We start from the raw sequence: 21,462 nt of genomic DNA, 5'->3' as shown, positions 1-21,462 counted from the left end.
TTTATCACACTACGTTATAACTCGTCCAAGGATATACAATTAAGCATCACCTCAAGTTATTTTAGTCGTAATAAGTTGGCCAGCTTCATTAATAGTAACTTTCCATTTCACTCCACTAGCTGTCTTCATGATTATGCCTTTACTTGCCTCTATTTCAATATCTCCAAACATTCTTCCACCAGTTGTAGCTAACCAAGCATTCCCATTTTCCATAGAAGACCTTGCAAAAATGCGATTAATTCGAAAACGCTTATGATCTTGAGAATAACCACTTAATGTAATTCTTACTTTATATAGTTGATTCGCCTTCATATTCGATATAATTGTATCGCCTACATTTAATGGAACATCCGATGCGATAACCCAATTTCCAGTTGCGCTTAATGCATATTCAATTTTAATTTTTTTCGCGCTTTCTCCCCATCCAAAATACATTCCAAAACAATTTAACATTTGTATTGGTTTTTTCGTAAAATCCAGTTCAATGACAACTGGATTACTATCTGGAACGTCAATATAGTTTACACTTTGTTCATCTATTAAATTAAAGCAATTTGCGAGATTTCCACCGTACGGTACTTTCCCACTTACTTGCTTAACAATATACTTTTGCTGAGCATTTACTAATATATCATCTTGATTGCCTATTAAGTGAGGTTTATTTAACGTAATCGGTAACTGAATTCGAAGAGATTCTTCATAGGTAGACTTACAAACATTGTATTGCCCTTTATCTACAATAGTTGTCGAAAGCAGATTTGAAAAAAGGTAGTTACGATGAGAATTAGAAGAAAATTCAATGACAATTTGTTCACTACTCATCCGGTACGTATCCCAAATCATACAATCAAATGTATTATACGCACCTGAGCAACGAATTACTTTTTTCGTTTGTTGTCTACATTGCACTTGAATATCATGAAACGTATTTCCTGAACTTTCATTTGGCAAATCACTATTTCCATCTACTTCAATCCCATACCCGCATCCATCAATAAATATAGATTGAAATACATTGGCGTTAATCCAGCAAGGTGTATTGATATCATTTATATATTCTGTCTTCAAATGTATTGCAGTTTGAAAGTTTTTAATTTGAATAAATTTAACTTGAAAGAAACTAATAAAATCCCATGCCTTTTGACAATAAAAATGTATAGCTTTTCCTTTATACGATGGGGTTGCATTTACTATATTTATATTTGATATAACCGATTGATTAGGTACTTCGATTTGTTGTGAACCAGAAACATAAATAACAGCAGATTGAAACAATGGATTTATAACTTGAATAGTACCACCAATTACCGAAGCGTTACTTTGTAGCTCAAATGCATTAAAATCCCCATCAATTTGCAGCGTTACGGTAGGATCTAACTCTAATCTTACATTTGATTTAATAACAATTGGCTTTACAATTTTGTACGTATTTACTCCTGTAATTCTTACCGTCGAAATTCGGTTAGCTACACAATAATCAATAGCTTGTTGAATTGCTAATGAACTATCATTTCCTGAGTTCGGAACTGCGCCAAAACAATTAATATGAACGCTACTTTCTGGCACACAACCTTCTTGGGAAGAAATATATTCTGACAAAATAAATTCACTCCTCATATTACCTTTTTCATATAATATGTGAGTTCTCTCTTAAAAGTTTCTATAATAAAAAAAACAAACGACCTACCCGGTCATTTGTTTAATTCATATATATTTTTCGTTTCTTCTATCATTTTAGTTAACGAGAAATACCTCACTGCTTTCTCTCGTGCTTCGAGTCTAATAGCATTTACCTTTTCTTCATTCCCTTGTAGTTCCTCCAGTGCACTTGCGAATTCCAATTCGCAATATTCAGATACCAAAACACCTGATTCTCCATCTATTACCGCTTCATGTATTCCGCCAACATCTATTGAAACAATTGGTGTCCCTGTAGCCATCGCTTCAATTACTACCATTGGAAATACTTCACGAAAAGATAATAAAAGTAAGGCATCCATTTTCCCTATAAACTCATGCGGTTCTGAAATATTTCCTAGCATCTTTACACTTTGTCGCAATCCATATTTTTCTATTTCTTTCATAATCGATTCTTTCTCTGGTCCATCACCAGCAATATAAAACAGAAAATCATGTCTCTTTTTCAACACATTTGCAATTTTGACAAATAGTTGATGGTTTTTCTCTTTGGATAATCTAGCTAATATCCCTATTTTATATGTAGATTCTTTCTTTTTCTGCTGGAATAAAAACTTTTCAATATCGACACCGTTATAAATTGTATTTATTTTTTCTTCTGCTACATGAATTGAGATTAAATTATTCTTTTCAAACTCACTTACTGTAATAATATTGTTCACATATTTATTCATGAAATAACGAAAAAGCGTTGGCATTTTCTTTTCTAATATCGTTACATTATGTTTCGTATAAACAATTTTTATCTTTTTTTTAATAAACTTTTGAAGTAGCAAAGCATATAATACCATTCGCAAACTATTTGCATGAATAAGTTCTATCTTTCGTTTACAAATTTCGTTTCGTAAATAATAAATATTTCTCAAATGATTCCATCGACTAAGTAATATAAAATTTTCTTTTCTAGTAAGAGATTCATATAGTTCTCCATTACCTGCAGCTGTATAAATCTCAAAATCCTCATAATGCAAATTACTTTCCAATTTACAGAAATAGCTCTCGGCTCCGCCAGTTATCAATTTATCTGTCATCAACAGTATATTCATAATTGCGTCTTCCCAACTACATTGATTTTATTTTTTTTATAAGCATGATAAGCATACTTACTAAAATAGTAAAAAATTTGCACCGAATTCAGTCGTTCTTGTTCCCTTAACAATTTCCAATACCGGAAAGCTGCTCTAATTTTATTTCTAGAAACAGAATTTGTAACAATTCTATATTTTGCTAATACTTGCTGTATCCCTTTTGCTTCATACCCTTCATGTAATAAGTTCAGCCATAACGCTGTATCTTCCGGCTGTATACTAGGCATTTCGACATACGGAATTTTTTCACGATCAATCATCACTGTTAAACACCCGATAATTGTATTCCCTGCTAAATAATGATAGTCAACAGATTTTGGTACACTCACTTCGCGATTTAGTTCATTACCATTTTCATCAATTAAACTATACGACGCATATGAAAAAGCAATATTCATTTCTTCCATAAATAATAATTGTGTCTTCAATTTATGCGGCAACCATATATCATCACTATCTAAAAAGGCAATGTACCTTCCTCTCGCCTCTTGAATCGCTAAATTCCGAGCTTTAGCAGCACCGACATTTTCTTTTAATGATAATAACCTAATTCGTGAGTCTCCTTCTATTATCTCTTTAATTTTTGCGGCAGATTGGTCGGTTGAACAGTCATCAACGATAATCATTTCCCAGTTTTCATACGATTGATTCTGTACAGATAAAATTGTCTCACCTATAAATCGTATACTATTATAAGAAGGTGTTATTACAGAAACATAAGGCGGCTCGTTATGTGCTGATAGACATTTTACCATCTATCTTTCTCCTTCCTTCATATATTGAAATATACTTCACAACAACTGCTAAAAATAAAAAGAACGCTTCGTTAATAATGAGTGACAATGACATCATCTGAAATAAAAATGCAATCATAGTCAATAGAAGGTATGGTTTTTCACGAAATAAAGTATGCTGCGCTAGCTTGAACATTAATATGAATAAAAACGCGCTATATAGAAGAAAACCAATTGTACCCGATTCAGACAAAATTTCTAAAAATGTATTGTGTACATATAATTTTTCATTAAATTGATACTCATAATAATTCGAAAAGTTAAAAGCACCGATTCCGATATATGGATTGGATAAATAATATTTAAAAGCAGCTTCCCATAATGTAAATCTACCACTTCCATTATCATGGGAAAAATCAGAGATTCGTTTATTTAATATGTCATCTAATTGGCCCCCCATTACACTATTCGATAAACTAAAAATAACTAAACTAAACAATACTAAGCTCATAATTATTTTTACTTTTTTAACGAAACTAGACATACATATATATACAAAAACGACAAGTACAAGAGCTAATATACCGCCCCTTGAAAAGGTTAATAGACTCGTCGTAACACATAAAATCAACCCTAATATATTGGTGATATTTTGTAAATTCGTCATATAGTACATAAAAAATATTGTATTATAGAAAATGAAAATATTAGGATCATCTAGCAATCCAATTAACCGTGGATATCCTCTATCAACTAATAACCCAGCAAAAATTTCTCTCTCTTCTCCACCGTATAAACCAAAGTATTGTAAACCGATTATATAGAGTATTAGACTTACAACATTAAATACTACTCCTACATAAGCAATAGATGATTCAAGTACCACTATTTCAGTATTCCCCAATAAATTCCTCATTATAAAATAGCATCCTAAAACGAGTAGCACGCCAAAAATCATACGAATACTAGCATTTAAATACATAGAAAGAATTCCACTTAAACAATAAATGAAATAAAACAGTAAAAATACAACTTCATGAAAATATAACTTTTGAATATGAAAGTCTTTAATTGTTAAACAAAAATATATGACTAAAAAAATCATATATACCTTCAATGAAAATCCAATATATAAATTGTATTTACTTAACATAACAAATAATATTAGAAGAATAATCCATCCCATCGATACTTTCATATTATTTCCCATAGGCTATATCCCCTGTTTCGTAATATAATCCTTTTTGCGTATTTTTCTTATAAAAGAAAGAAGAAGTTTTTTTAGCTCATAATCATATAGGAATATGGCAGCTACTACAATTAGTATATTAAGAACAAGCGCAATCAAATGATATGTATGCACTATATATTGCACTCCAATAAAGGTTACACCAAAATAAATTGTATACGGTATTACAATTTGGAATACAATTTTTTTCTTCACTACACTTACCGCTATATATCCCACTAAAGCGACGATTTCAAATAAAACCATAGCGTATGCCGCTCCTATCACTCCACCAATACTACTAAAGCTATAAAGCATAACCCCACCTATCACCAATGCTACACACTGCACAACAGTTCTTTTATTTTGACATCCACTCGTCGTTAAACCGTCAGCAATGGCAATATTTAAACTTTGTAGCACAATAAGAAATGATAATATTTGGAGTGGTTCTACTGCATTGCTCCATTCTTCATGAAAAAATATAGAAATAAAGTATGGTGCTAAATGATATAAACCGATCGTCATACATATTCCTACAATCGCCATTGATTTAATTTGAAGCAAATTTAATTTCGTATGCTCTTCTAAATTATTCTGGTTATAATGCTTAAAGAGCACTGGAAAAAATGCACCTGCAATTACCCCCGGTACTTGATATAAAGCTGCTGGCATCCGGTACGCCACTGCAAAAACACCTACCATATTTAATGGCAATGTATAGTTAAGCAAGATAGGCGCTAATTGTGGCGTACCCATTATTAAAAAACCGCTAATAATAAAAGGAGTTAATTGCCAAAATAACGCTTTATGAATTACGACTTTCATATTCATTTTCGTCTTTCTTCTCATGATATATATACTGAATAAACCGCCGATCATATACCCAAAAGCATATAAGCGAGCCGTTACATACACCGGTAACTCTCCGAAAATACAAAAACATGTAATTATAATAACAACCGATGATGATACAACTTTAATGAGCGCTATATACTTCATACGTTCCGTCAGTTGAAAATAGGCAATCCCTATGTTTTGCCAAGTTAATCCTATTAACATGAAAAACATTACGTTTATCATCATATAAATTAAATTTTTATCTACATACATATAATGAATAGAAATATAACCGATGATAGAAATAAAAATAAGTAGAATCATTCTTGTTTTTATATACGATGATAAAATCTTCTCTAAATCTGCTCCATCCTTTGCCCCTTCTCGAAGAAATGTATTACTAAGTCCTAAGTCTGTAAAAAATAACATAACAAACGTCACTGCTATGGCAACACTAAACATCCCATAATGTTGTGCGTTAAAAAAGTTTGCTAAAGCAATTAAACTGACAGCCTGAAGAAGGTTAGCTAAAATCGTGCTATAAAATAGATGGATAATATTATTTAGAATAGATCTACCCATACCAGTTCTCCTTTGCAAGTAACCTACTTACATATGTTGTTTGTTTACATATATATTTATCTTGCACCATTACCGTTCAATACAATTAAAACGGTCTTACATAAAATACGGATGTCCATCCGAATCGTTTTCATTTCAATATACTCCATGTCTAACCTCAACTTTTCCTTTGGATCAAGATTATACCCTCCATTTATTTGTGCCCATCCTGTTAAGCCTGGTTTTACCATTAAACGATCCTTAAATTCTGGAATATACGCATCAAATTCATTATAAAAAAACTCTCTCTCTGGTCTAGGACCTACAAAAGACATATCTCCTCTTAAAATATTTAAGAGTTGTGGTAATTCATCAATTCTCGTTTTTCTTATAAACAATCCAACTTTTGTAATTCTTTGATCATGTTCTTTTGCCCATTGTGGTCCGTTCATTTCAGCATCCTTTACCATCGACCTTAATTTAAATACATTAAACTTCTTCCCGTTTATACCTAAACGTTCTTGAAAGTAAATTGGAGCCCCTGATGTTTCTAAAGTAATCATAATACAAAAGAACAACATAATTGGTATCGTTAATAGTAACAATATGATTGAAAATATAATATCAAACAAGCGTTTTACACTTCGATTCAATATGCTAGGCTTTTCTTGAGCCGGAATCGTATACAACTTGGCTTGATTTGTTTCACGAATCATGGATCGTTACCCCCACATTCAAGAATATAAAATTATACCTATTAATTCACATTCTTTTCTCTTTATATCCGCTATTACTTTTTGCACTGTACGTAGTGAATCTTTTCGCTTTTTAACTGCTAAAACCACTCCATCGCACTTCCCTGCAATAATGTGCGTAGCAGGAAGGTCAAATACTTCAGAGGAATAAAAGAAAATGTAATCAAAATCTTCTTTCCACTTAGCAATCGCATTATCAAATTCATCCATAGCAATTAAGGGTGTCCCTGTGTGTACTGTTTTTTTTGCAGGAATACAATATAAGTATTTAGACAAATTACTAGAAAAAGATTCATAATTGCAGGGGGAAGAACTTATTATATCGTTTACTGTTATCATGTGATTACTTTGTAATAATACATGTAGTTTAGGGTCAGAAAAATTCACATCAATAAGTAACACCTTTTTCTTCATTTCCGCAAACACTAGCCCCATATTTACTATAAGCGAGGCAACAACACCTCTGTCCTTCGTTGAACTAACTGTGAACAGTTGTTTTCCAGATTTTTTCAGCTCGTGATATACCGTATAAAACTGCTCTTTCATCAGATCATCATGCATATTGAATGGCAGCTGTTTCTTTGTCCTAAACATCGACATGTTCACCTCGATATATAGATGATTGTTTATCAACCTCTGTAGGTTTCTTTTTTCTATTCGGTTTCATATTTATGTAACCAATAACAGAAACTGTAGTTATTTTCTCTAAATCCTGTTCCACGTATATACGTTCATCAAAATAATCTCGAAATACAGCTAAACCTATACCAACAAAAAAACTAACAATTAAAGAAATAGGAATGATTAGTTGAAATTTCGGAAACAATTTTTCGGCCTGTTCCTGTAACTCAGGATCAGTTAATACTTTCACTCCTTGTACATTTGTGTACTGTTGAAAGCTTTTTTGTGATTGCTCTGCCAATGTCTTTACTATGTCTTTCACGACTTTCGGATTGGAATCTTTTACTGTAACAGTTACAATTTGTGAGTTGTCCGTATTTACCACCGAGATTTTTTGTGCTAATTCATAACTTGATTGCTCTAATTTCAAAGTTTTTTTAACTGTTGAAATAATTAATGGGCTTTTTAAAATATCGACATACGATGTTACTAGTTGCTTATTTTCTTGTGTTTTATTTGTTGAATTTTCCTTATTAAACTCATCTAAATTCCCAACAAGAATTTGCGTTGAATATTGATATGACGGCTTTAAAACATACATAGAGATAAGAACTAAAGAAGCGGTTAAACAACACATCGTTAAAATAATCGTTACGAATCTTCTTTTCAATAATTGTTGAAAATCTTTTATACTCATTTCTTGCTTCAATTATTTCACCGCCCTTTTCTGAATAACATCCTGCAAGTCACTCTTTACAGATAACCCTTTCTCCTTTCTATCCACTTGTTTTGTTACATACTTTCCGACTCTCAATGCAAATTTTTCTACATATATATACGAAAGCATTGCAAATATAAACGAAAAAACAAGTGAAAAAATTAAAATAATAGGCAACGGTAATATTTTATGGAGCATGTATATAAGGGAAAATAACGATATAATATGATATAAATAAAGACTGTAAGAAATCTTCCCCAAATATAACAAGTATTTATTACGTAGTAAGGACGACAAAGTTGATATTGACAAGCTTAATATGACAAATAGACATGCGCTTATCGCCACTACATAGTCTCGAAATATAAAATTATTGAGCACTTTCATTTCTCCAATAAGCCCTTCATACATAAAAAGTAAAATCGCAAATAAAAACCATGCAATTTTCGTGTTTTTAGTACAATTACTATAAAAAACTATTAAATTATTTTTATACTTCGCAACTAGTGCTCCTAGTAAAAATAGCACCGTATAATGCAAAGTTAATGCATAGCTTGTTAATGTTAAGCCCGAACGAAACAAAAATAATATGATGACAGAACATATACTAAAACTAAACAATAATAGTAATGAACCCCTTAACGTTTTTCGTAAGCAAATCATCAAAATTAACGGGAAAATTATTGATATTCGCATTTCATGGACAAGCGACCAAATCACACCGTTATATGCATCTGTATTATATTTCCCAACCAATAAAATATGTTGTGCGATTAAGCTTGAAGAACTTTCAATCGTCCATGAGCGATTAAACCATTCACTTAAATAAGAAATACCATATTCACTAATTGTAGTCTGGCATATAATCGCTATAATTATTGCCACAATATAAGGAATATATATTCTGCATATACGTTTTAAAAGGTATGACCCATAGCTACTATAGTTTTTTTGAATAGATTCATACAAAACAAATCCGCTCAAAACAAAAAAGATAATAACAGATTCGTTACCACTACTAAAAATTAGACGAGCAGGTGTTTCTTTTAATAGATACACAACAAATGGTTTATTATCTTCATAACTGTAATTTTGAAATGCTGAAAAAATCATTAAATGATGACCAATCATTACTACTAATGAAGAAATCCCTCTTATAGAGTCCAATTCTTCGTATCTCTTCATCTTTTTACATCAACTCCTAATGAAATGATACTAATCATTTCAAAGCGACATCTTTATTCATATTCCTCTCCTTTCTTTTCATTCCAATTTTTCATATTAAAATGATTTTATAGTATAAATTTGAGTGTATTGTAACATTTTTTGTAATATTATGAATAGTAAATCTCAAAATTGGTATATACCAATTTCAACCTCGAAAAATGAGTAATATTGATAGAAAAACACTATAAAAATATCTTGCATATTTACAAAATTAAAGAGATGAATAGCGTTTTTTCAATATAAAATAAAAAAGATAGCCTATATAGGCTATCTTTTTTATTTTATTTAATTACTGGCACCACTATATGCTACATGTCGTTTCTCAATTCTTTCTTCAATTTCTTTCATATTTTCTTTATTATTTAATAGTGATTGTTTATTTTCAATTAATAATTGTTTAAAAGATTTTCTCACTTTTTTTCTCATTTTCATTGTCCTCCTTGGGGGATAGTTTATATAAAAGATAAAGAATTATCTGTGTGTCCTTATAATAATTGATTGTTGTGAATTCTATTTGAACTTCATATGAAAATTCCGTTTATTTTCTGACAACTTTGTGAACACGAAAAAAAGACTCTCTAAAACTATGTTGAAATTAATTCACTTCATTATAAAAATTACTATTTCCATCAACTTTTATCATTATATCTTGTCGAAACATTTATATATTTAAAATTGATTTCGACATAATTTTATTTACTATAATACTGTTTATAAAAACAAAAAGAAGGTGTTGCATAAGTCAAAGTTCGACTTATGCAACATCCCTCTTTCTAAACTATTTATAGCATATTTATTAATATTTCAGGTCTTCCCCAATTCATTTCTTCACAAACAAATTTAAGTTTTTCTTCATCCATTGTGTGTAGTCCCTCTTCTAGTGCACATGAAATTGGAACTTCACAGTGAATTTGTGCTAATTGCAACGAAATATTTAAGTTCTCTAAATCACTTTCAATCTTCGTACGCTGCGCTTTCGTTAATGATTCTACATTTTCTAGTACAGCGGATACTGTTCCGTGCTCTTGAATAAGCTTATACGCTGTTTTTTCACCGATACCTTTTACACCTGGATAATTATCACTTGTATCTCCCATGAAAGCTTTTGCATGGACGATTTGCCACGGCTCTACACCTTTTTCTTCCATGATTTTCTCCGGTGTGTAATATTCGTAATTTCCAATTCCTTTACGCAGAAGCATAACTGTAACGTTCTTATCAACAAGTTGAAGTAAATCTGTATCACCAGTTAAAATATAAACTTCAGCTTCATTGCAATATTGTTTTGCAAGCGTACCGATACAATCATCGGCTTCGTAGCCTTTCATACCGATAACTGGAATGGATAATTTCGCAGTCATTTCTTGCACTAAATCAAATTGAGGAATTAATTCTTCTGGTGGCGCTGCACGATTTGCTTTATAATTCGAGAACGATTCTGTTCTAAATGTCGTACTTCCCATATCCCAGCATGTAACGATATGTGTTGGTTCGATCGCTTGCGTAGCTGTTAACAAGTGTTTCATATAACCATGAATCCCGTTCGTAGGGGTTCCATCTTGTCGTTTCATAAATTGTCCGTAGACACTTGTTGCGTAAAAAGCACGAAATAATAGTGCCATACCATCAACTAATAATACTTTTTTCATAATTCCTCTCCTATTAAAAAAATAATAACCTCACGTTATCACGTAAGGTTATATAAATAGATTACCATTCTACGTTTTTGCTCAACTTTGTCTATTATACATGGTTTTTGTATATTTAGCACCATTCACACATTAAGACATCCTACTACAACAAGTATGCAATATGCCTGAATACGTATTTTTTCCAGTAGAAACAACGACAGCCTTTGCATTTCCACTAACAATATGCGAACCTTTAAAACATACATTTTCAAGCTCAAGTGGATTATAATCTTTCATCCGTTTTAATGGAATAAATCGTTTACGTTCAAGGTGATAGCAGCTTTCAAACTTCTCTATACTCGCTTCGTTTCCCGTTAACACAGACTCATTTACTAATAAATCATCTGCATAAATAATACGTACATCAGCTGGCACAGCATCTCCAGCCGAAAGAAAAATCATATCTCCAGGTACAAGTTCTTGCACTGGTATCTCCATCATTTTCAGTTCACTATTTAGCCCTGTACTACTAGAACATTCTACTCTAGATACAGTAATCGTTTCACGTTGTAATTCATCACACACACGTTGTTTTGAAAAACCTGGGATCATGCCACCAAGCTTCATCATTACTTCTGCAAGAAGTGCTCTTTTTGAAGTTAGTTCATTTCGGCCATATACTTGAATACGTTTTTGTGCCTCTTTCATTGATAGTCCGTCTCTTGTTGTTTTAAAATATGCAAATACAGATTTTACATCTCTTGTTGCAATTTCAATTAATAAATCTTTATTTTTTTGAAGCATTGTTTGTTCTTTTATTGATTTTTTACTTAGTTTATATGACGTGTTACCCACAGTTTTGTTTGCATATAACATATTATCGTCTCCTCCTTTACAACATAGGAAGAAACGCTTTGTTTCTCAATTTATCCACTTTACTGTGAAAGTGTCTAGCGCTTTATAAACGCTACATTGTGATAAATATAGAGGGAGGAACAAATCGTTTCCTGCCTACATCATATATTTTTGATTTGAAGTATATGGGTAACGGAACCGAGTCAGAATTTGACATGCTCCTCACCTCCTCGTTTAATTTTATAGTTTATACTATGAAATTACTCATAGCTTGGTAACAAAAAAGACCCCTACCCTTAAGAGAGTAGTGGCCATTACATACACAAATAAACGATTTCTAATATAATTAGAAATCTACGGACCTCTCCCTCACCGAGTTTTAGCACTGTATAGCATAGGTACATTACCAGCTACGTTAAGAAAAACCTTAATTCGATCATTCCTGTTGACCCATTGGCGTCTCTCGACATTTTTGGGCAGTAGCATTTCTCTATACAGGAGCCTCACCTAACAGAGACTTATTTTCATTACATTGAAAATGTTACTCTTATTTAAAATAGATGTCAACCGTAGCCTACAATTTTTTCAAAAGGTATGGCAAACTAACATATATAAAGTGAAACTTTAATCAGTGGGGTTTTGTTCATCCCCCACTGATTATTAGCCCTCACCAATCGGGCTGCCCGGCAAATAGCGGAATAAAATAAAAAACTTTACGTTTAAACGTAAAGTTTTTAATAAGTTATACAGCCAGCAATTACAATCCCAATTGAAAGCGATAAAAACATAAGAAAAAGACCGACTGCTTGATTATCTTCTTCAAGACTTTTGTTTATATTAAAGCGTGGTGTAAGCCACTCAGCTAAATAAAAAACGATAATTTGAGCCAAAATCCCAACTGCTCCCCACGAAATCATATCAAGAAGTGAAATTGAATTAGCTGCTGTCGAATATAAAACAATAGCTAACCCAAGTAATCGTCCTCCAAGCACATAGCTTACCGCCTTATTCCCTTGAGCCATTAACTTAAATTCCTTAACTTTCGTTGTCACTTCCATCAAGAACAGACCAATACATAAAAGTCCGAGTGTTACTGCTAAATATGATAAAAAATTAATCATTTTTCCCCCTCCTTTTTATACCTACCGGTAAATAGTACGATTCATTTCCTGTAATCTTTTCTCCCGCGCGAATACCGATACTACTTGCTTTTCCAGCAATTAAAAAAGAACCAAACACATACGACAGTTTCTCCATCCCTTTTTCTGTTTCCAAGGATACGACTGGAAGTTCTATATACTTTTGAAATATCGGCAGTGAAGTTTTATACGTTTGATGTGCATTTTGAAGCATAATATTTTCATCCTTATCGCGAATCGTAATTGTATCTCCTTCTCTACCAAATGAAGGTTTTTGAACGAAAGAACCTTTTCCTAAAAATAAATCTGGTTCTAAATATGTAGGTAACATATATTCTTTAATCCACTGTTGTTCCTCGTTTGTATAAAAGACTTCTTCTTCTGCTAACCCCCAAATAAGACACTGAATTGATTTTGGCTGAAGTAAAAATGCTGACAAAGGATTTATTATAAAAAGCTTTCCGGCTTTTACAAGTTGCAGCAGTTCCACACCTACCAAATCTCCTGTTTCAGGATCTTGATCCTCAATTAAATCTTCTATCGGATATGTTTGACGATATAAAACATCAATCTTCGCCCCATCTTTATCAACTAGAGCACCTTTCGTAATTCTAAGTTCTGACATTGGCACTACTTTATTTTCAACATGGCATAACTGACTTAAATACATAGTCGTATTCCAATCCTCAATATGTTCATGATGTGCTGTAAAAACAACATTTGGATTGTCTAATCCCTTTGTCGCTTCCATTACAGCTTTCGTAACACCAGAAGATAGTAATCGTTCTTGATCCGAGTTTGGATCATCATAACCTAGGTTTTCACAAACTTTTCCATTCATTTGAAAGCATTCCATAATAAAAGTTGGTGTATCACTATTAAACTCAAGCATTTTAATTTGGTTATCAACCGTTATAACGAAATCAAATCGTGAAATAACAGATTCAGGATATAATCCTTTCATTCTAATGAATGATAAGCTCGCAGGAGGAAAACCAAGCTCAAGAATCTGTTCGTCACTTAAATTTCGCAAAAGTCTAGCAGTCTTAAAAAATATTTTACCCATTCGTTCAGTCGCTAAGTGTAATTGTTCCAAAGTCTGATTTGTTATAGAAAAAACATGAAACAAACTATATTCACATTCATATAAATCCGACCAAAAATTCGGATATTTTAAATAAAAATCTTTTCGATCCCTTATGTATTGCGACATATTTTAGCCCCCAAATCCTCCCTTTGAACCGCTTCCAATTCCACCTTTAAATTCAGCAGACGATTGATACGATTTAAACGCCGATGAATTTTTAAAAGTGGATTTATTTTGATAATATCGCCCACCATAGAAATAATGCCCACGATAACCTGAACTACTATCATCACACTGCCATACCCCAAGTTCATCATCCCAATCCCAATCAGAACAACTATTATCATTCGGTTTTGGGGGAAGATCTTGTGCGCAACCAAATAAAGTGCCAGTCATTAAAGACGTTACGACACCACCTACTAGCCATTTCGTTTTTGTCACCTTCGCACTCCCCTTTTTAAATTCTATTCCTATTATATAGGATGGCATGATAAAGTAGAAGAAAAAGGAAGAAGAGGGATGAAATGCGCTTAGAATATCGACTTAATGATGAAACGAAAGGGTATCCTGCTTTATGGAACTACGCCAATATTTCTAATTCTGAAATCATCGCACGCATGACTTGTGAATATTTTATTAAAGAGAAAAATACTTATGTTGTTACTGCAACTTCGGTTGATCCAGACGGAACAGCAGTTATTTATATTCAAAAAGAAGTTTTCGCCAATGACCCTTCAGACCCTACATACTCCCACATCGGTTTTGAAATTAGAGAACTAAGTGAAACGAGTTCAAGCTTAGTAGATAGTCAAGATGTATGGAACTACGAAAAAATTTTACCATCTCTTCATTCAGATATTATATATATTCAGCGAGACGGCATGTCTATGGAATTCTCCTTGGATTCAAGAGAGATTGATGAAGACAGAAAGTGCTACATTTATTACGGAAACTTCACAGGTGAATCAAGATAATATTGATATATCTATGCAACAAAAAAACCTTACGTATAAAACGTAAGGTTTTTATATAGCCCCACATATGCCGTTCTCTCTAGATGTCCATAAACCTGCTCTCACAGGTGGATGCTCTCACAAATGTTTGTAACTTCCTTCTTAAAAAGATGGCATGTTAGCTACATTTAAATATTGAACTTCCATATTAAACTTATTGGTTTAAGACATGCATAAGCTACGTACACCGTAGGAATTTTATATAAGGTTAGTTGAAATAAGACCCCCGCACGTGCCGCTCCTCGTAAATGTCCAAAAACCCGCTACTCGCAGGTGGATGCCCTCACAGTTACCGTACATCTTCCTCCACAAGGAAGGCTTGATGATGGTCGCTAAATATTGAGCTTCCGTATAACTAACATCGGTTTTAGACATAAATAAGTTACGTACACCGCAGGATGTATTATTTACTTGTCGTTATATTATCACATTGTTTCCAATGTGTAAAATACAAAGTTTTTCGAGCAATCTCTTGCTTGTGACCTTATTTTAATACAAATTATTTTTGCATGCAAGTGATTAATCTTCTTCTTTTGCAATTTGATTTTCTGGATAAGAAATCCAATCACTCCAGCTACCCGCATACAATTTAACATTTTGGAATCCAGCCAATTTTAACGCAATGATATTTGGACATGCCGTAACACCAGAACCACAATATACAATGGTTTCCTTATCTTTCGACAGATTTTGGAATCGTCCTTGTTGCTCAGCTTCATTCTTAAATTGTCCTGATTGCAACATTCCATCCTTCCAAAAATAGTTTGCTGCTGTCGGAATATGTCCTGCTTTATGATCGACAAGTTCCTCTACACCAGCATAACGTTTTGGCTCTCTTGAATCAATTAACGTAACATCTGCACCTGCCTGGATATTCTCTCTTACTGTTTCCATCGATACAAGCATATGATCTTGTATGTTTGTTTTGAATGTTTTTCGTATAACAACAGGAATTTCCGTTGTTGTCGGTAGTCCATTCTCTTTCCAAACCGGGAAACCACCATCTAATATATATACTTTCTCATGTCCTACATAGTTACATAACCACCATAAACGAGCAGCATTTGCACCAGCTTGACTGTCATACGCAATTACTGTCGTATGTTCATCAATACCAACCTCCGAAAGCTTGTCCGCAAACTCTTCAATGCTTGGCAACGGGTGGCGGCCACCATGCTCTACTATAGGACTTGATAAATCTAAATTCAAATCAAAATATAAAGCATGAGGAATATGTTCTTCTTCATACTTTTCTCTACCCCAATTAGGATTCGCTAAATCAAAACGACAATCGATTACACGGACGTTCTCATCTTCTATATGCTCACGTAACCATTCGACTGTAACTATCATCTTTAACGACCTTCTTTCTCTTGTAAACGACTTACATACTCCATAACCATTTCTTCTGTAACATATTTACGCTGCAAGGTAACACCATTTTTTGCAAGATCATTAATTTGCTTTGTTACAACATTAATGACATCAACCGAAAATTCTTTCCCATTTGACGCAAGAGATACGGCTGCTTCAATAGCTGCTTCACGCTGCGCATCTAATTGTAAACATGCTTTTACACTTTCATTTTGTTTACGAGAATGTGCTGTAATTGCTTTATGTACTTCCATCTTCTCTTCCCCCTAAATAAGTTATACGTTCTAATTCAATTCCATTGCAAGCCGAATCATATCACGGCATACAATGCCATTTTCAATAATCTCTTCTTCATAATGCTTTGAAAAGTAATCAAAATCAATAGAAAAAATACGAAATCCACATTTTTGATATAAAGCAAGTTGTGAAACACTAGAATTACCTGTACCAATTTCCAGTTTTGACATACCATATCCTTTAGCAGTTTCTACAGCATGACTTACTAGCTTCTTTCCAATCCCTTTTCCTTGCACATGCTCTGCAACCGCAATATTCATGATTTCCATCGTCTTTGGCCTTGTTTCTAAAAGAACATATACACCGATAACGCTACCCTCTTGCTTTGCTACGTATGTTAATCCTCTTTGTACATATGTAGCTATTTGCCGTTCACTTGGATCAGCAAGTAGCAATAAAGACTTCGGTATAGCTTCTTCTTTCGAAATATACTCTATTACTACACCCATAAAAATTCCCCTTTCTCTATTGTTCTAAACCCTCCTTGTCTACCATAAGTAATAGAAAGGAGGGGTTCATCATGGACAACAATGAGAAAAAATGCAACGTCATCTCTATTGATGGAAAGAAGAAGAAAAGCGACACGTATTCCTACCCAAAATTAGTAGTAGAAAACAAAACATATGAATTTTCTTCATTCGTCTTATGCGGTGAAACACCAGATGGCAGACGACTCGTTCTTACTCATATGATTTCTACCGATGAATTTGCTGGATTTGTCAAATCTTTAGATACTGTACTGCAAAAGAAAATTGAACGAATCTTTTTCTCATAACGACTATATAACATAAATTTCTTTTTCAATCTCTACTAACTGCTTTTGCAATTGTTCTTTACTTTGTTCATATAGAGATACATCGATCGTTTCAGCCAATGCAAACAATATACTTTCATAATAGTTCATCACATCTTGTTGCATCACTTTTTGGAATAAGTTCCACTTCATATCCCATTCTTGCTTATAATGATGAACAAATAAATCTTTTTCATCGGCTACATAGTTTGATACGAGCGGTTCTAATACAGATTTAGCGTCTTCTTGCATAAAAGCTTTGTCATTCTTTTCAAAAAAGCTTTTCTCATTTTTAAAATGTGCCAGTGCTTTTTTGAAATCTTTTATTTCAACTGAAGGGAACGGTTCTTTATGTGTAATATCTTTATATTCATACTCCACTGTTCCATTCATAGAAATTGATTGATTTTCTACTTTACAGTTCACTACAATTTCGTCCTTTGCACGCTTCATCGCTTCGTCTATCCATTTTTCAAGACGTAATGATGTCGCACGCATTTCTTGTAATAAATCATGCTGAATAAATGCTACTAATTCCATAACACACTGTTGCAATTGTGTTTTCACATTTCCATCCGTTCGAAGTGACGCCGGATTAATAAATTCAGTAAACACATCGTTATAGCGTAGGAATAGACGCTGTTGCACGTAATAAAGCAACTCTTTCACTTCATTTTGCATCGCCTGTTCTTCAGCAAGTACACTATATGATGAAATGATATGAAGTAGTTGACCACGCTCTGCTTCATATTTTTTCGTTTGCTTCTCTTTCTCTTCATTCCCCTGCTTTGCACCATTTATCATGTTTACTAAAAGCTGATCTGCCCCTTGCAACGCACCATATAGAGCATGCACAGAAACAAGCATTAAATCTCTCATCATAAAGGACGTAAATGATTCCTCAAACTTAGTAATTCCAGAGTTTTGTAAAATACCATACTTCTCTTTTTCAACATTCTTTCCTTGTTTCTCTTCAAGCGCACATAAACTTGAAATTGCAAATAAACGCGGATTTCTAATACCGTATTGCAGTAGCTGATCTGCGATATAACCTTTTACCATTTCAAGTTCTTCTTCAGACTCTGCTAAATCCGCCGCATTAATTAAGAAGAACATTTTATCAAGGGCAAAGGTATCCTTTACACGACCAAGCTGAATTAAAAATTCACGATCAGCACGAGAGAATACATGGTTATAATATGTTACAAATAAAATAGCATCTGCGTTTTTAATATACTGGAATGCAACATCCGTATGGCGAGCATTAATAGAATCCGCTCCAGGTGTGTCTACAAGCGCTACTCCCTGCCTTGTTAAAGCACAATCATAATAAAGCTCCATATACTCAACGAAGCATGATTTTTCTTCGTTCGCTACATAATCAGAGAACTCTTCTAATGTAACTTGTACTTGTTCTCCTAAATAAGTAGAAACTGCATCATACCCTTTTTGTACCGCTCGTAAAAAGCTAAATGTTGTTTTTTGCTTCCCAGTTGGTGAAGGATATTTCATAACTTTATCAATTTGTGCTAACGCCTCATCTAACGTAGTAATCTCATAATGAAACAGCTTATAAACAGCTTTCATATCTTCTAATAAAGCTTGCTTTGATTTGAATTGAACCATTACTGTTCCGTGTGGTTTTTCCTCTGTAACCGGCAAAATTTGATTAATCGTTGCCGTCGTCGGATTTGGTGATACAGGAAGTACCTTCTCACCTAGTAAGGCATTGGCAAATGATGATTTCCCAGCACTAAAAGCTCCGAATAACGCTACTGTAAATTGTTTCGTTTCCACACGACGCCTTTTTTCTATTACCTCTTGCTGTACATGTTTCAGCGCTGGCAATGGCTCTAATATCATTTCAGCTTTCTTCACTTTCTCTAATATACGCTGAATATTTAAAACTGCTGTTCCTTTTATCTCTTCTTCATGAGCCGCCCCGTTATCATTTACAATCTCCTGCTCTTGTAGTGTAAATTTCTCACTAACAATTTGTTTTTCACGTTGCAATATCTCCTCTATTTGCAATCCTTCTGGTGTAGCAACACGCTCGCGCCAAATATTTTGTAAATAACTTTCATATGTCTCTAAATTGTTACTGTATTGTAATTCCGTCTCTTTTGCCGTTTGCAACATCGTATATTTTTCAATCTCTTGTTCCATACGAGCAACTGCTTCCTTCACCTTTTGCTTTAAAACGACTGCACTTTTATCAAAAATTTGCTGAGCTTTTGTAAAATAACGTTTCTTCAGTTCATTCGCTACATCCGCTGTATAAAGAAGTAAGTAATCACCTGTGAAACCTGCACCTTGTTTAATGACTTCAGCTAACATTTCTGGTCCAAAAGCAATTTCTAAAGCATATATGTCTTTCCCAATTTCCTCCGTGAACAATCCTTCTTCTTTTAAGAAGGCCACAATAAATTCTTTCACATGAAAATCAAGTTGTGTTTCAACAGTCTTTTGAAGGGCAGAATAAAACGCCTCTACACGTCTTTGTTTTTCTTGCTCCGTCTTTCCTTTTGCAAATAGCAAACCAACTTTAAACTTTGTTAATTTCGTTTCTAAATATGCATTTGCCAATTCTCTCATTTCAAATGGCATTAAATACGCGTTATCTAATATAGCTTGTAAACCTTTTATAAATTCGTTTCTCACATGAGATTCTTTACTAGCCTCGCGATCTTTAATTTCCGTTAGCTCTTCTTTCTTTTCAACTATTTCTGAAATCGAAAGCGGTGATGCTAACTCTTCCTCATATGTCAAAAGAGCTTTTTCATTTTCAGAAAGAATAAACGAGAAATGTTCCCCCATTAAATATTCTGTTTCTCGCTCCATTCCATCTCTTACATACTGCTCTTTTTCTTTCATAATAGATGTAATTAATGTTTCTAAGCTTCCAATTTCATTTTGTGGATGGTTCATCATTCTTAATGACGTATAATAAACTCCATCTACTTCAATATCCCAGTTAGAGAACGATTGTTTTACACTATCTTTATAATCCTCAAACGATAATTCATTTTCTTTATGTTTATCTATTTGATTTACAACGAGATAAACCGTTTTATTACGTTGTTTCAATTCTTTAACAAATTGTAAATTCACTTCCGATTGGACGTGATTATAATCCATCATATAAAAAATTACGTCTGCTAGATGCAGCGTTGATTCTGTCGCTAATTGATGGGCATCATCTGTTGAATCAATCCCTGGTGTATCAACTAACATAACACCCTCAGGAATTGGCGCATCATTCCGATAAATATGAACACCAATTACCTCATCACCGTCTTTACAAATTTGTTTTAATTCTTCCGCTGAATATGCACCATCATATTCGTACTGTTCTCCAGATTTAATCGTTACAACAACACGATCAAATCCCTTTTCAATTTTAACGACGTTAGCGCTTGTCGGAATTGGACTTGTTGGTAACAACTGTGCTTTATATAGATGATTCATCATCGTTGATTTCCCTGCAGAGAAGTGACCGCAGAACGCTATCATAAGCTGTTCTTGTTTATATTTTTGAATCACCTCAAACAACTTTAAACTATTCTCTGCATCGCCGTGTTTTTGCCACTCTTCATAAAAACAAACAAGTTTTCTCATACCGTTTGTCTGTACTATGTTTGTCATCCCCTTGTTCCCCTTTATCCAAGATGTATATACTTTTCCCTGCTATTTGCGAGCTCATAACCAGTGAGAGTTACACCTACCCATTGATTACAGTTTCACTTTACTATCATACTAAATTTTCAGCATATTCTCATTAAAAATAAAAAATCCCTTTCATT

Annotated in this window: 21 protein-coding genes, 2 other RNA genes and 1 riboswitch; of the genes, 2 read left to right on the top strand and 21 right to left on the bottom strand. The window is 33.3% G+C overall.

The window, feature by feature from the left end:
• Positions 1-51: 51 nt before the first annotated feature.
• The 15 genes from NZ044_RS08220 to NZ044_RS08150 form a co-directional block, all read right to left on the bottom strand.
• Entirely contained in the window at positions 52-1,599 is a 1,548-nt protein-coding gene (locus NZ044_RS08220) for a hypothetical protein (protein WP_000006070.1), read from the bottom strand.
• 92 nt (positions 1,600-1,691) lie between these two features.
• Positions 1,692-2,744, bottom strand: a complete 1,053-nt coding sequence (locus NZ044_RS08215; protein WP_001023692.1) for a glycosyltransferase family 4 protein — start codon at positions 2,742-2,744, stop codon at positions 1,692-1,694.
• Positions 2,741-3,541, bottom strand: coding sequence for a glycosyltransferase family 2 protein (locus tag NZ044_RS08210; RefSeq protein ID WP_000237677.1), 801 nt, complete (start codon positions 3,539-3,541; stop codon positions 2,741-2,743). Before NZ044_RS08210 ends, NZ044_RS08215 begins: the two co-directional genes overlap by 4 nt.
• Positions 3,516-4,730 (bottom strand): O-antigen ligase family protein, encoded by a 1,215-nt coding sequence (locus NZ044_RS08205; RefSeq protein ID WP_000527867.1) that lies wholly within the window; start codon positions 4,728-4,730, stop codon positions 3,516-3,518. Before NZ044_RS08205 ends, NZ044_RS08210 begins: the two co-directional genes overlap by 26 nt.
• Positions 4,731-4,733: 3 nt before the next feature.
• On the bottom strand, positions 4,734-6,170 hold the full coding sequence (locus tag NZ044_RS08200; RefSeq protein ID WP_000533720.1) for an oligosaccharide flippase family protein: 1,437 nt from the start codon (positions 6,168-6,170) through the stop codon (positions 4,734-4,736).
• 56 nt (positions 6,171-6,226) lie between these two features.
• Positions 6,227-6,865 (bottom strand): sugar transferase, encoded by a 639-nt coding sequence (locus tag NZ044_RS08195; protein WP_000617647.1) that lies wholly within the window; start codon positions 6,863-6,865, stop codon positions 6,227-6,229.
• Positions 6,866-6,883: 18 nt separating this feature from the next.
• Positions 6,884-7,504, bottom strand: a complete 621-nt coding sequence (locus NZ044_RS08190; RefSeq protein ID WP_041488115.1) for a CpsD/CapB family tyrosine-protein kinase — start codon at positions 7,502-7,504, stop codon at positions 6,884-6,886.
• Positions 7,491-8,234: a YveK family protein gene (locus tag NZ044_RS08185; RefSeq protein WP_000807060.1), complete on the bottom strand. Its 744-nt coding sequence runs from the start codon at positions 8,232-8,234 to the stop codon at positions 7,491-7,493. The genes NZ044_RS08190 and NZ044_RS08185 overlap by 14 nt, the downstream gene beginning before the upstream one ends.
• Positions 8,235-9,428 (bottom strand): acyltransferase family protein, encoded by a 1,194-nt coding sequence (locus NZ044_RS08180; protein ID WP_000833052.1) that lies wholly within the window; start codon positions 9,426-9,428, stop codon positions 8,235-8,237.
• A 327-nt stretch (positions 9,429-9,755) separates the two neighbouring features.
• Positions 9,756-9,896, bottom strand: coding sequence for an FbpB family small basic protein (locus NZ044_RS08175; RefSeq protein WP_001228048.1), 141 nt, complete (start codon positions 9,894-9,896; stop codon positions 9,756-9,758).
• Positions 9,897-10,252: 356 nt separating this feature from the next.
• The gene (locus NZ044_RS08170) at positions 10,253-11,119 is read right to left on the bottom strand and encodes a 5'-3' exonuclease (RefSeq protein WP_000757068.1); all 867 of its coding nucleotides are present in this window, start codon (positions 11,117-11,119) and stop codon (positions 10,253-10,255) included.
• Positions 11,120-11,251: 132 nt separating this feature from the next.
• The gene (locus NZ044_RS08165; protein WP_000964950.1) at positions 11,252-11,977 is read right to left on the bottom strand and encodes a P-type ATPase; all 726 of its coding nucleotides are present in this window, start codon (positions 11,975-11,977) and stop codon (positions 11,252-11,254) included.
• Between the two features lie 335 nt (positions 11,978-12,312).
• Positions 12,313-12,478: riboswitch (M-box (ykoK) riboswitch) on the bottom strand.
• Between the two features lie 212 nt (positions 12,479-12,690).
• Positions 12,691-13,077: a DUF350 domain-containing protein gene (locus NZ044_RS08160; RefSeq protein ID WP_000606873.1), complete on the bottom strand. Its 387-nt coding sequence runs from the start codon at positions 13,075-13,077 to the stop codon at positions 12,691-12,693.
• Positions 13,070-14,308 (bottom strand): glutathionylspermidine synthase family protein, encoded by a 1,239-nt coding sequence (locus NZ044_RS08155; RefSeq protein ID WP_000084926.1) that lies wholly within the window; start codon positions 14,306-14,308, stop codon positions 13,070-13,072. Before NZ044_RS08155 ends, NZ044_RS08160 begins: the two co-directional genes overlap by 8 nt.
• Positions 14,309-14,311: 3 nt before the next feature.
• A complete protein-coding gene (locus NZ044_RS08150; protein WP_000169030.1) occupies positions 14,312-14,623 on the bottom strand; it encodes a hypothetical protein in 312 nt (103 codons plus the stop codon).
• An 83-nt stretch (positions 14,624-14,706) separates the two neighbouring features.
• Between NZ044_RS08150 and NZ044_RS08145 the strand changes: the two genes are divergently transcribed.
• The gene (locus tag NZ044_RS08145) at positions 14,707-15,156 is read left to right on the top strand and encodes a hypothetical protein (RefSeq protein WP_098506662.1); all 450 of its coding nucleotides are present in this window, start codon (positions 14,707-14,709) and stop codon (positions 15,154-15,156) included.
• Positions 15,157-15,210: 54 nt separating this feature from the next.
• On the opposite strand, the gene ssrS (NZ044_RS08140) is transcribed toward NZ044_RS08145, so the two are convergent.
• From ssrS (NZ044_RS08140) to NZ044_RS08120, 5 genes are all read right to left on the bottom strand, one after another.
• A non-coding RNA gene (gene ssrS / locus NZ044_RS08140) (6S RNA) lies at positions 15,211-15,394 on the bottom strand.
• Positions 15,395-15,415: 21 nt separating this feature from the next.
• Positions 15,416-15,598: non-coding RNA, 6S RNA (gene ssrS, locus NZ044_RS08135), on the bottom strand.
• A 116-nt stretch (positions 15,599-15,714) separates the two neighbouring features.
• Positions 15,715-16,548 (bottom strand): sulfurtransferase, encoded by an 834-nt coding sequence (locus NZ044_RS08130; protein ID WP_000637581.1) that lies wholly within the window; start codon positions 16,546-16,548, stop codon positions 15,715-15,717.
• Between the two features lie 2 nt (positions 16,549-16,550).
• On the bottom strand, positions 16,551-16,823 hold the full coding sequence (locus NZ044_RS08125; protein ID WP_000451820.1) for a YpbS family protein: 273 nt from the start codon (positions 16,821-16,823) through the stop codon (positions 16,551-16,553).
• A 30-nt stretch (positions 16,824-16,853) separates the two neighbouring features.
• Positions 16,854-17,315 carry a GNAT family N-acetyltransferase gene (locus NZ044_RS08120; protein ID WP_000539328.1) on the bottom strand — a complete coding sequence of 154 codons (462 nt, stop codon included), beginning with the start codon at positions 17,313-17,315 and terminating at the stop codon, positions 16,854-16,856.
• A 71-nt stretch (positions 17,316-17,386) separates the two neighbouring features.
• Here NZ044_RS08120 and NZ044_RS08115 point away from each other — a divergent pair, with 71 nt between their 5' ends.
• Positions 17,387-17,641, top strand: coding sequence for a DUF3931 domain-containing protein (locus tag NZ044_RS08115; protein WP_000369740.1), 255 nt, complete (start codon positions 17,387-17,389; stop codon positions 17,639-17,641).
• Positions 17,642-17,644: 3 nt separating this feature from the next.
• On the opposite strand, the gene NZ044_RS08110 is transcribed toward NZ044_RS08115, so the two are convergent.
• Complete coding sequence (locus NZ044_RS08110; RefSeq protein WP_000182181.1) at positions 17,645-21,304, bottom strand: dynamin family protein; 3,660 nt, start codon at positions 21,302-21,304, stop codon at positions 17,645-17,647.
• Positions 21,305-21,462: the final 158 nt, after the last annotated feature.

Source organism: Bacillus sp. FSL K6-1338, from assembly GCF_038006965.1.
Lineage (GTDB): Bacteria > Bacillota > Bacilli > Bacillales > Bacillaceae_G > Bacillus_A > Bacillus_A thuringiensis_S.
Note: the sequence above shows the minus strand (reverse complement) of the source record. Positions and strands in the feature narration are given on the sequence as shown.

Bases quoted from the DNA above. Each gene is read 5' to 3' on its own strand.
- NZ044_RS08120 (WP_000539328.1), bottom strand. From the start codon at position 17,315: ATGGGTGTAGTAATAGAGTATATTTCGAAAGAAGAAGCTATACCGAAG.
- NZ044_RS08190 (WP_041488115.1), bottom strand. From the start codon at position 7,504: ATGTCGATGTTTAGGACAAAGAAACAGCTGCCATTCAATATGCATGAT.
- NZ044_RS08130 (WP_000637581.1), bottom strand. From the start codon at position 16,548: ATGATAGTTACAGTCGAATGGTTACGTGAGCATATAGAAGATGAGAAC.
- NZ044_RS08165 (WP_000964950.1), bottom strand. From the start codon at position 11,977: ATGTTATATGCAAACAAAACTGTGGGTAACACGTCATATAAACTAAGT.
- NZ044_RS08200 (WP_000533720.1), bottom strand. From the start codon at position 6,170: ATGGGTAGATCTATTCTAAATAATATTATCCATCTATTTTATAGCACG.
- NZ044_RS08170 (WP_000757068.1), bottom strand. From the start codon at position 11,119: ATGAAAAAAGTATTATTAGTTGATGGTATGGCACTATTATTTCGTGCT.
- NZ044_RS08125 (WP_000451820.1), bottom strand. From the start codon at position 16,823: ATGGAAGTACATAAAGCAATTACAGCACATTCTCGTAAACAAAATGAA.
- NZ044_RS08155 (WP_000084926.1), bottom strand. From the start codon at position 14,308: ATGTCGCAATACATAAGGGATCGAAAAGATTTTTATTTAAAATATCCG.
- NZ044_RS08175 (WP_001228048.1), bottom strand. From the start codon at position 9,896: ATGAGAAAAAAAGTGAGAAAATCTTTTAAACAATTATTAATTGAAAAT.
- NZ044_RS08110 (WP_000182181.1), bottom strand. From the start codon at position 21,304: ATGACAAACATAGTACAGACAAACGGTATGAGAAAACTTGTTTGTTTT.
- NZ044_RS08195 (WP_000617647.1), bottom strand. From the start codon at position 6,865: ATGATTCGTGAAACAAATCAAGCCAAGTTGTATACGATTCCGGCTCAA.
- NZ044_RS08210 (WP_000237677.1), bottom strand. From the start codon at position 3,541: ATGGTAAAATGTCTATCAGCACATAACGAGCCGCCTTATGTTTCTGTA.
- NZ044_RS08205 (WP_000527867.1), bottom strand. From the start codon at position 4,730: ATGGGAAATAATATGAAAGTATCGATGGGATGGATTATTCTTCTAATA.
- NZ044_RS08145 (WP_098506662.1), top strand. From the start codon at position 14,707: ATGCGCTTAGAATATCGACTTAATGATGAAACGAAAGGGTATCCTGCT.
- NZ044_RS08180 (WP_000833052.1), bottom strand. From the start codon at position 9,428: ATGAAGAGATACGAAGAATTGGACTCTATAAGAGGGATTTCTTCATTA.
- NZ044_RS08160 (WP_000606873.1), bottom strand. From the start codon at position 13,077: ATGATTAATTTTTTATCATATTTAGCAGTAACACTCGGACTTTTATGT.
- NZ044_RS08215 (WP_001023692.1), bottom strand. From the start codon at position 2,744: ATGAATATACTGTTGATGACAGATAAATTGATAACTGGCGGAGCCGAG.
- NZ044_RS08115 (WP_000369740.1), top strand. From the start codon at position 17,387: ATGGACAACAATGAGAAAAAATGCAACGTCATCTCTATTGATGGAAAG.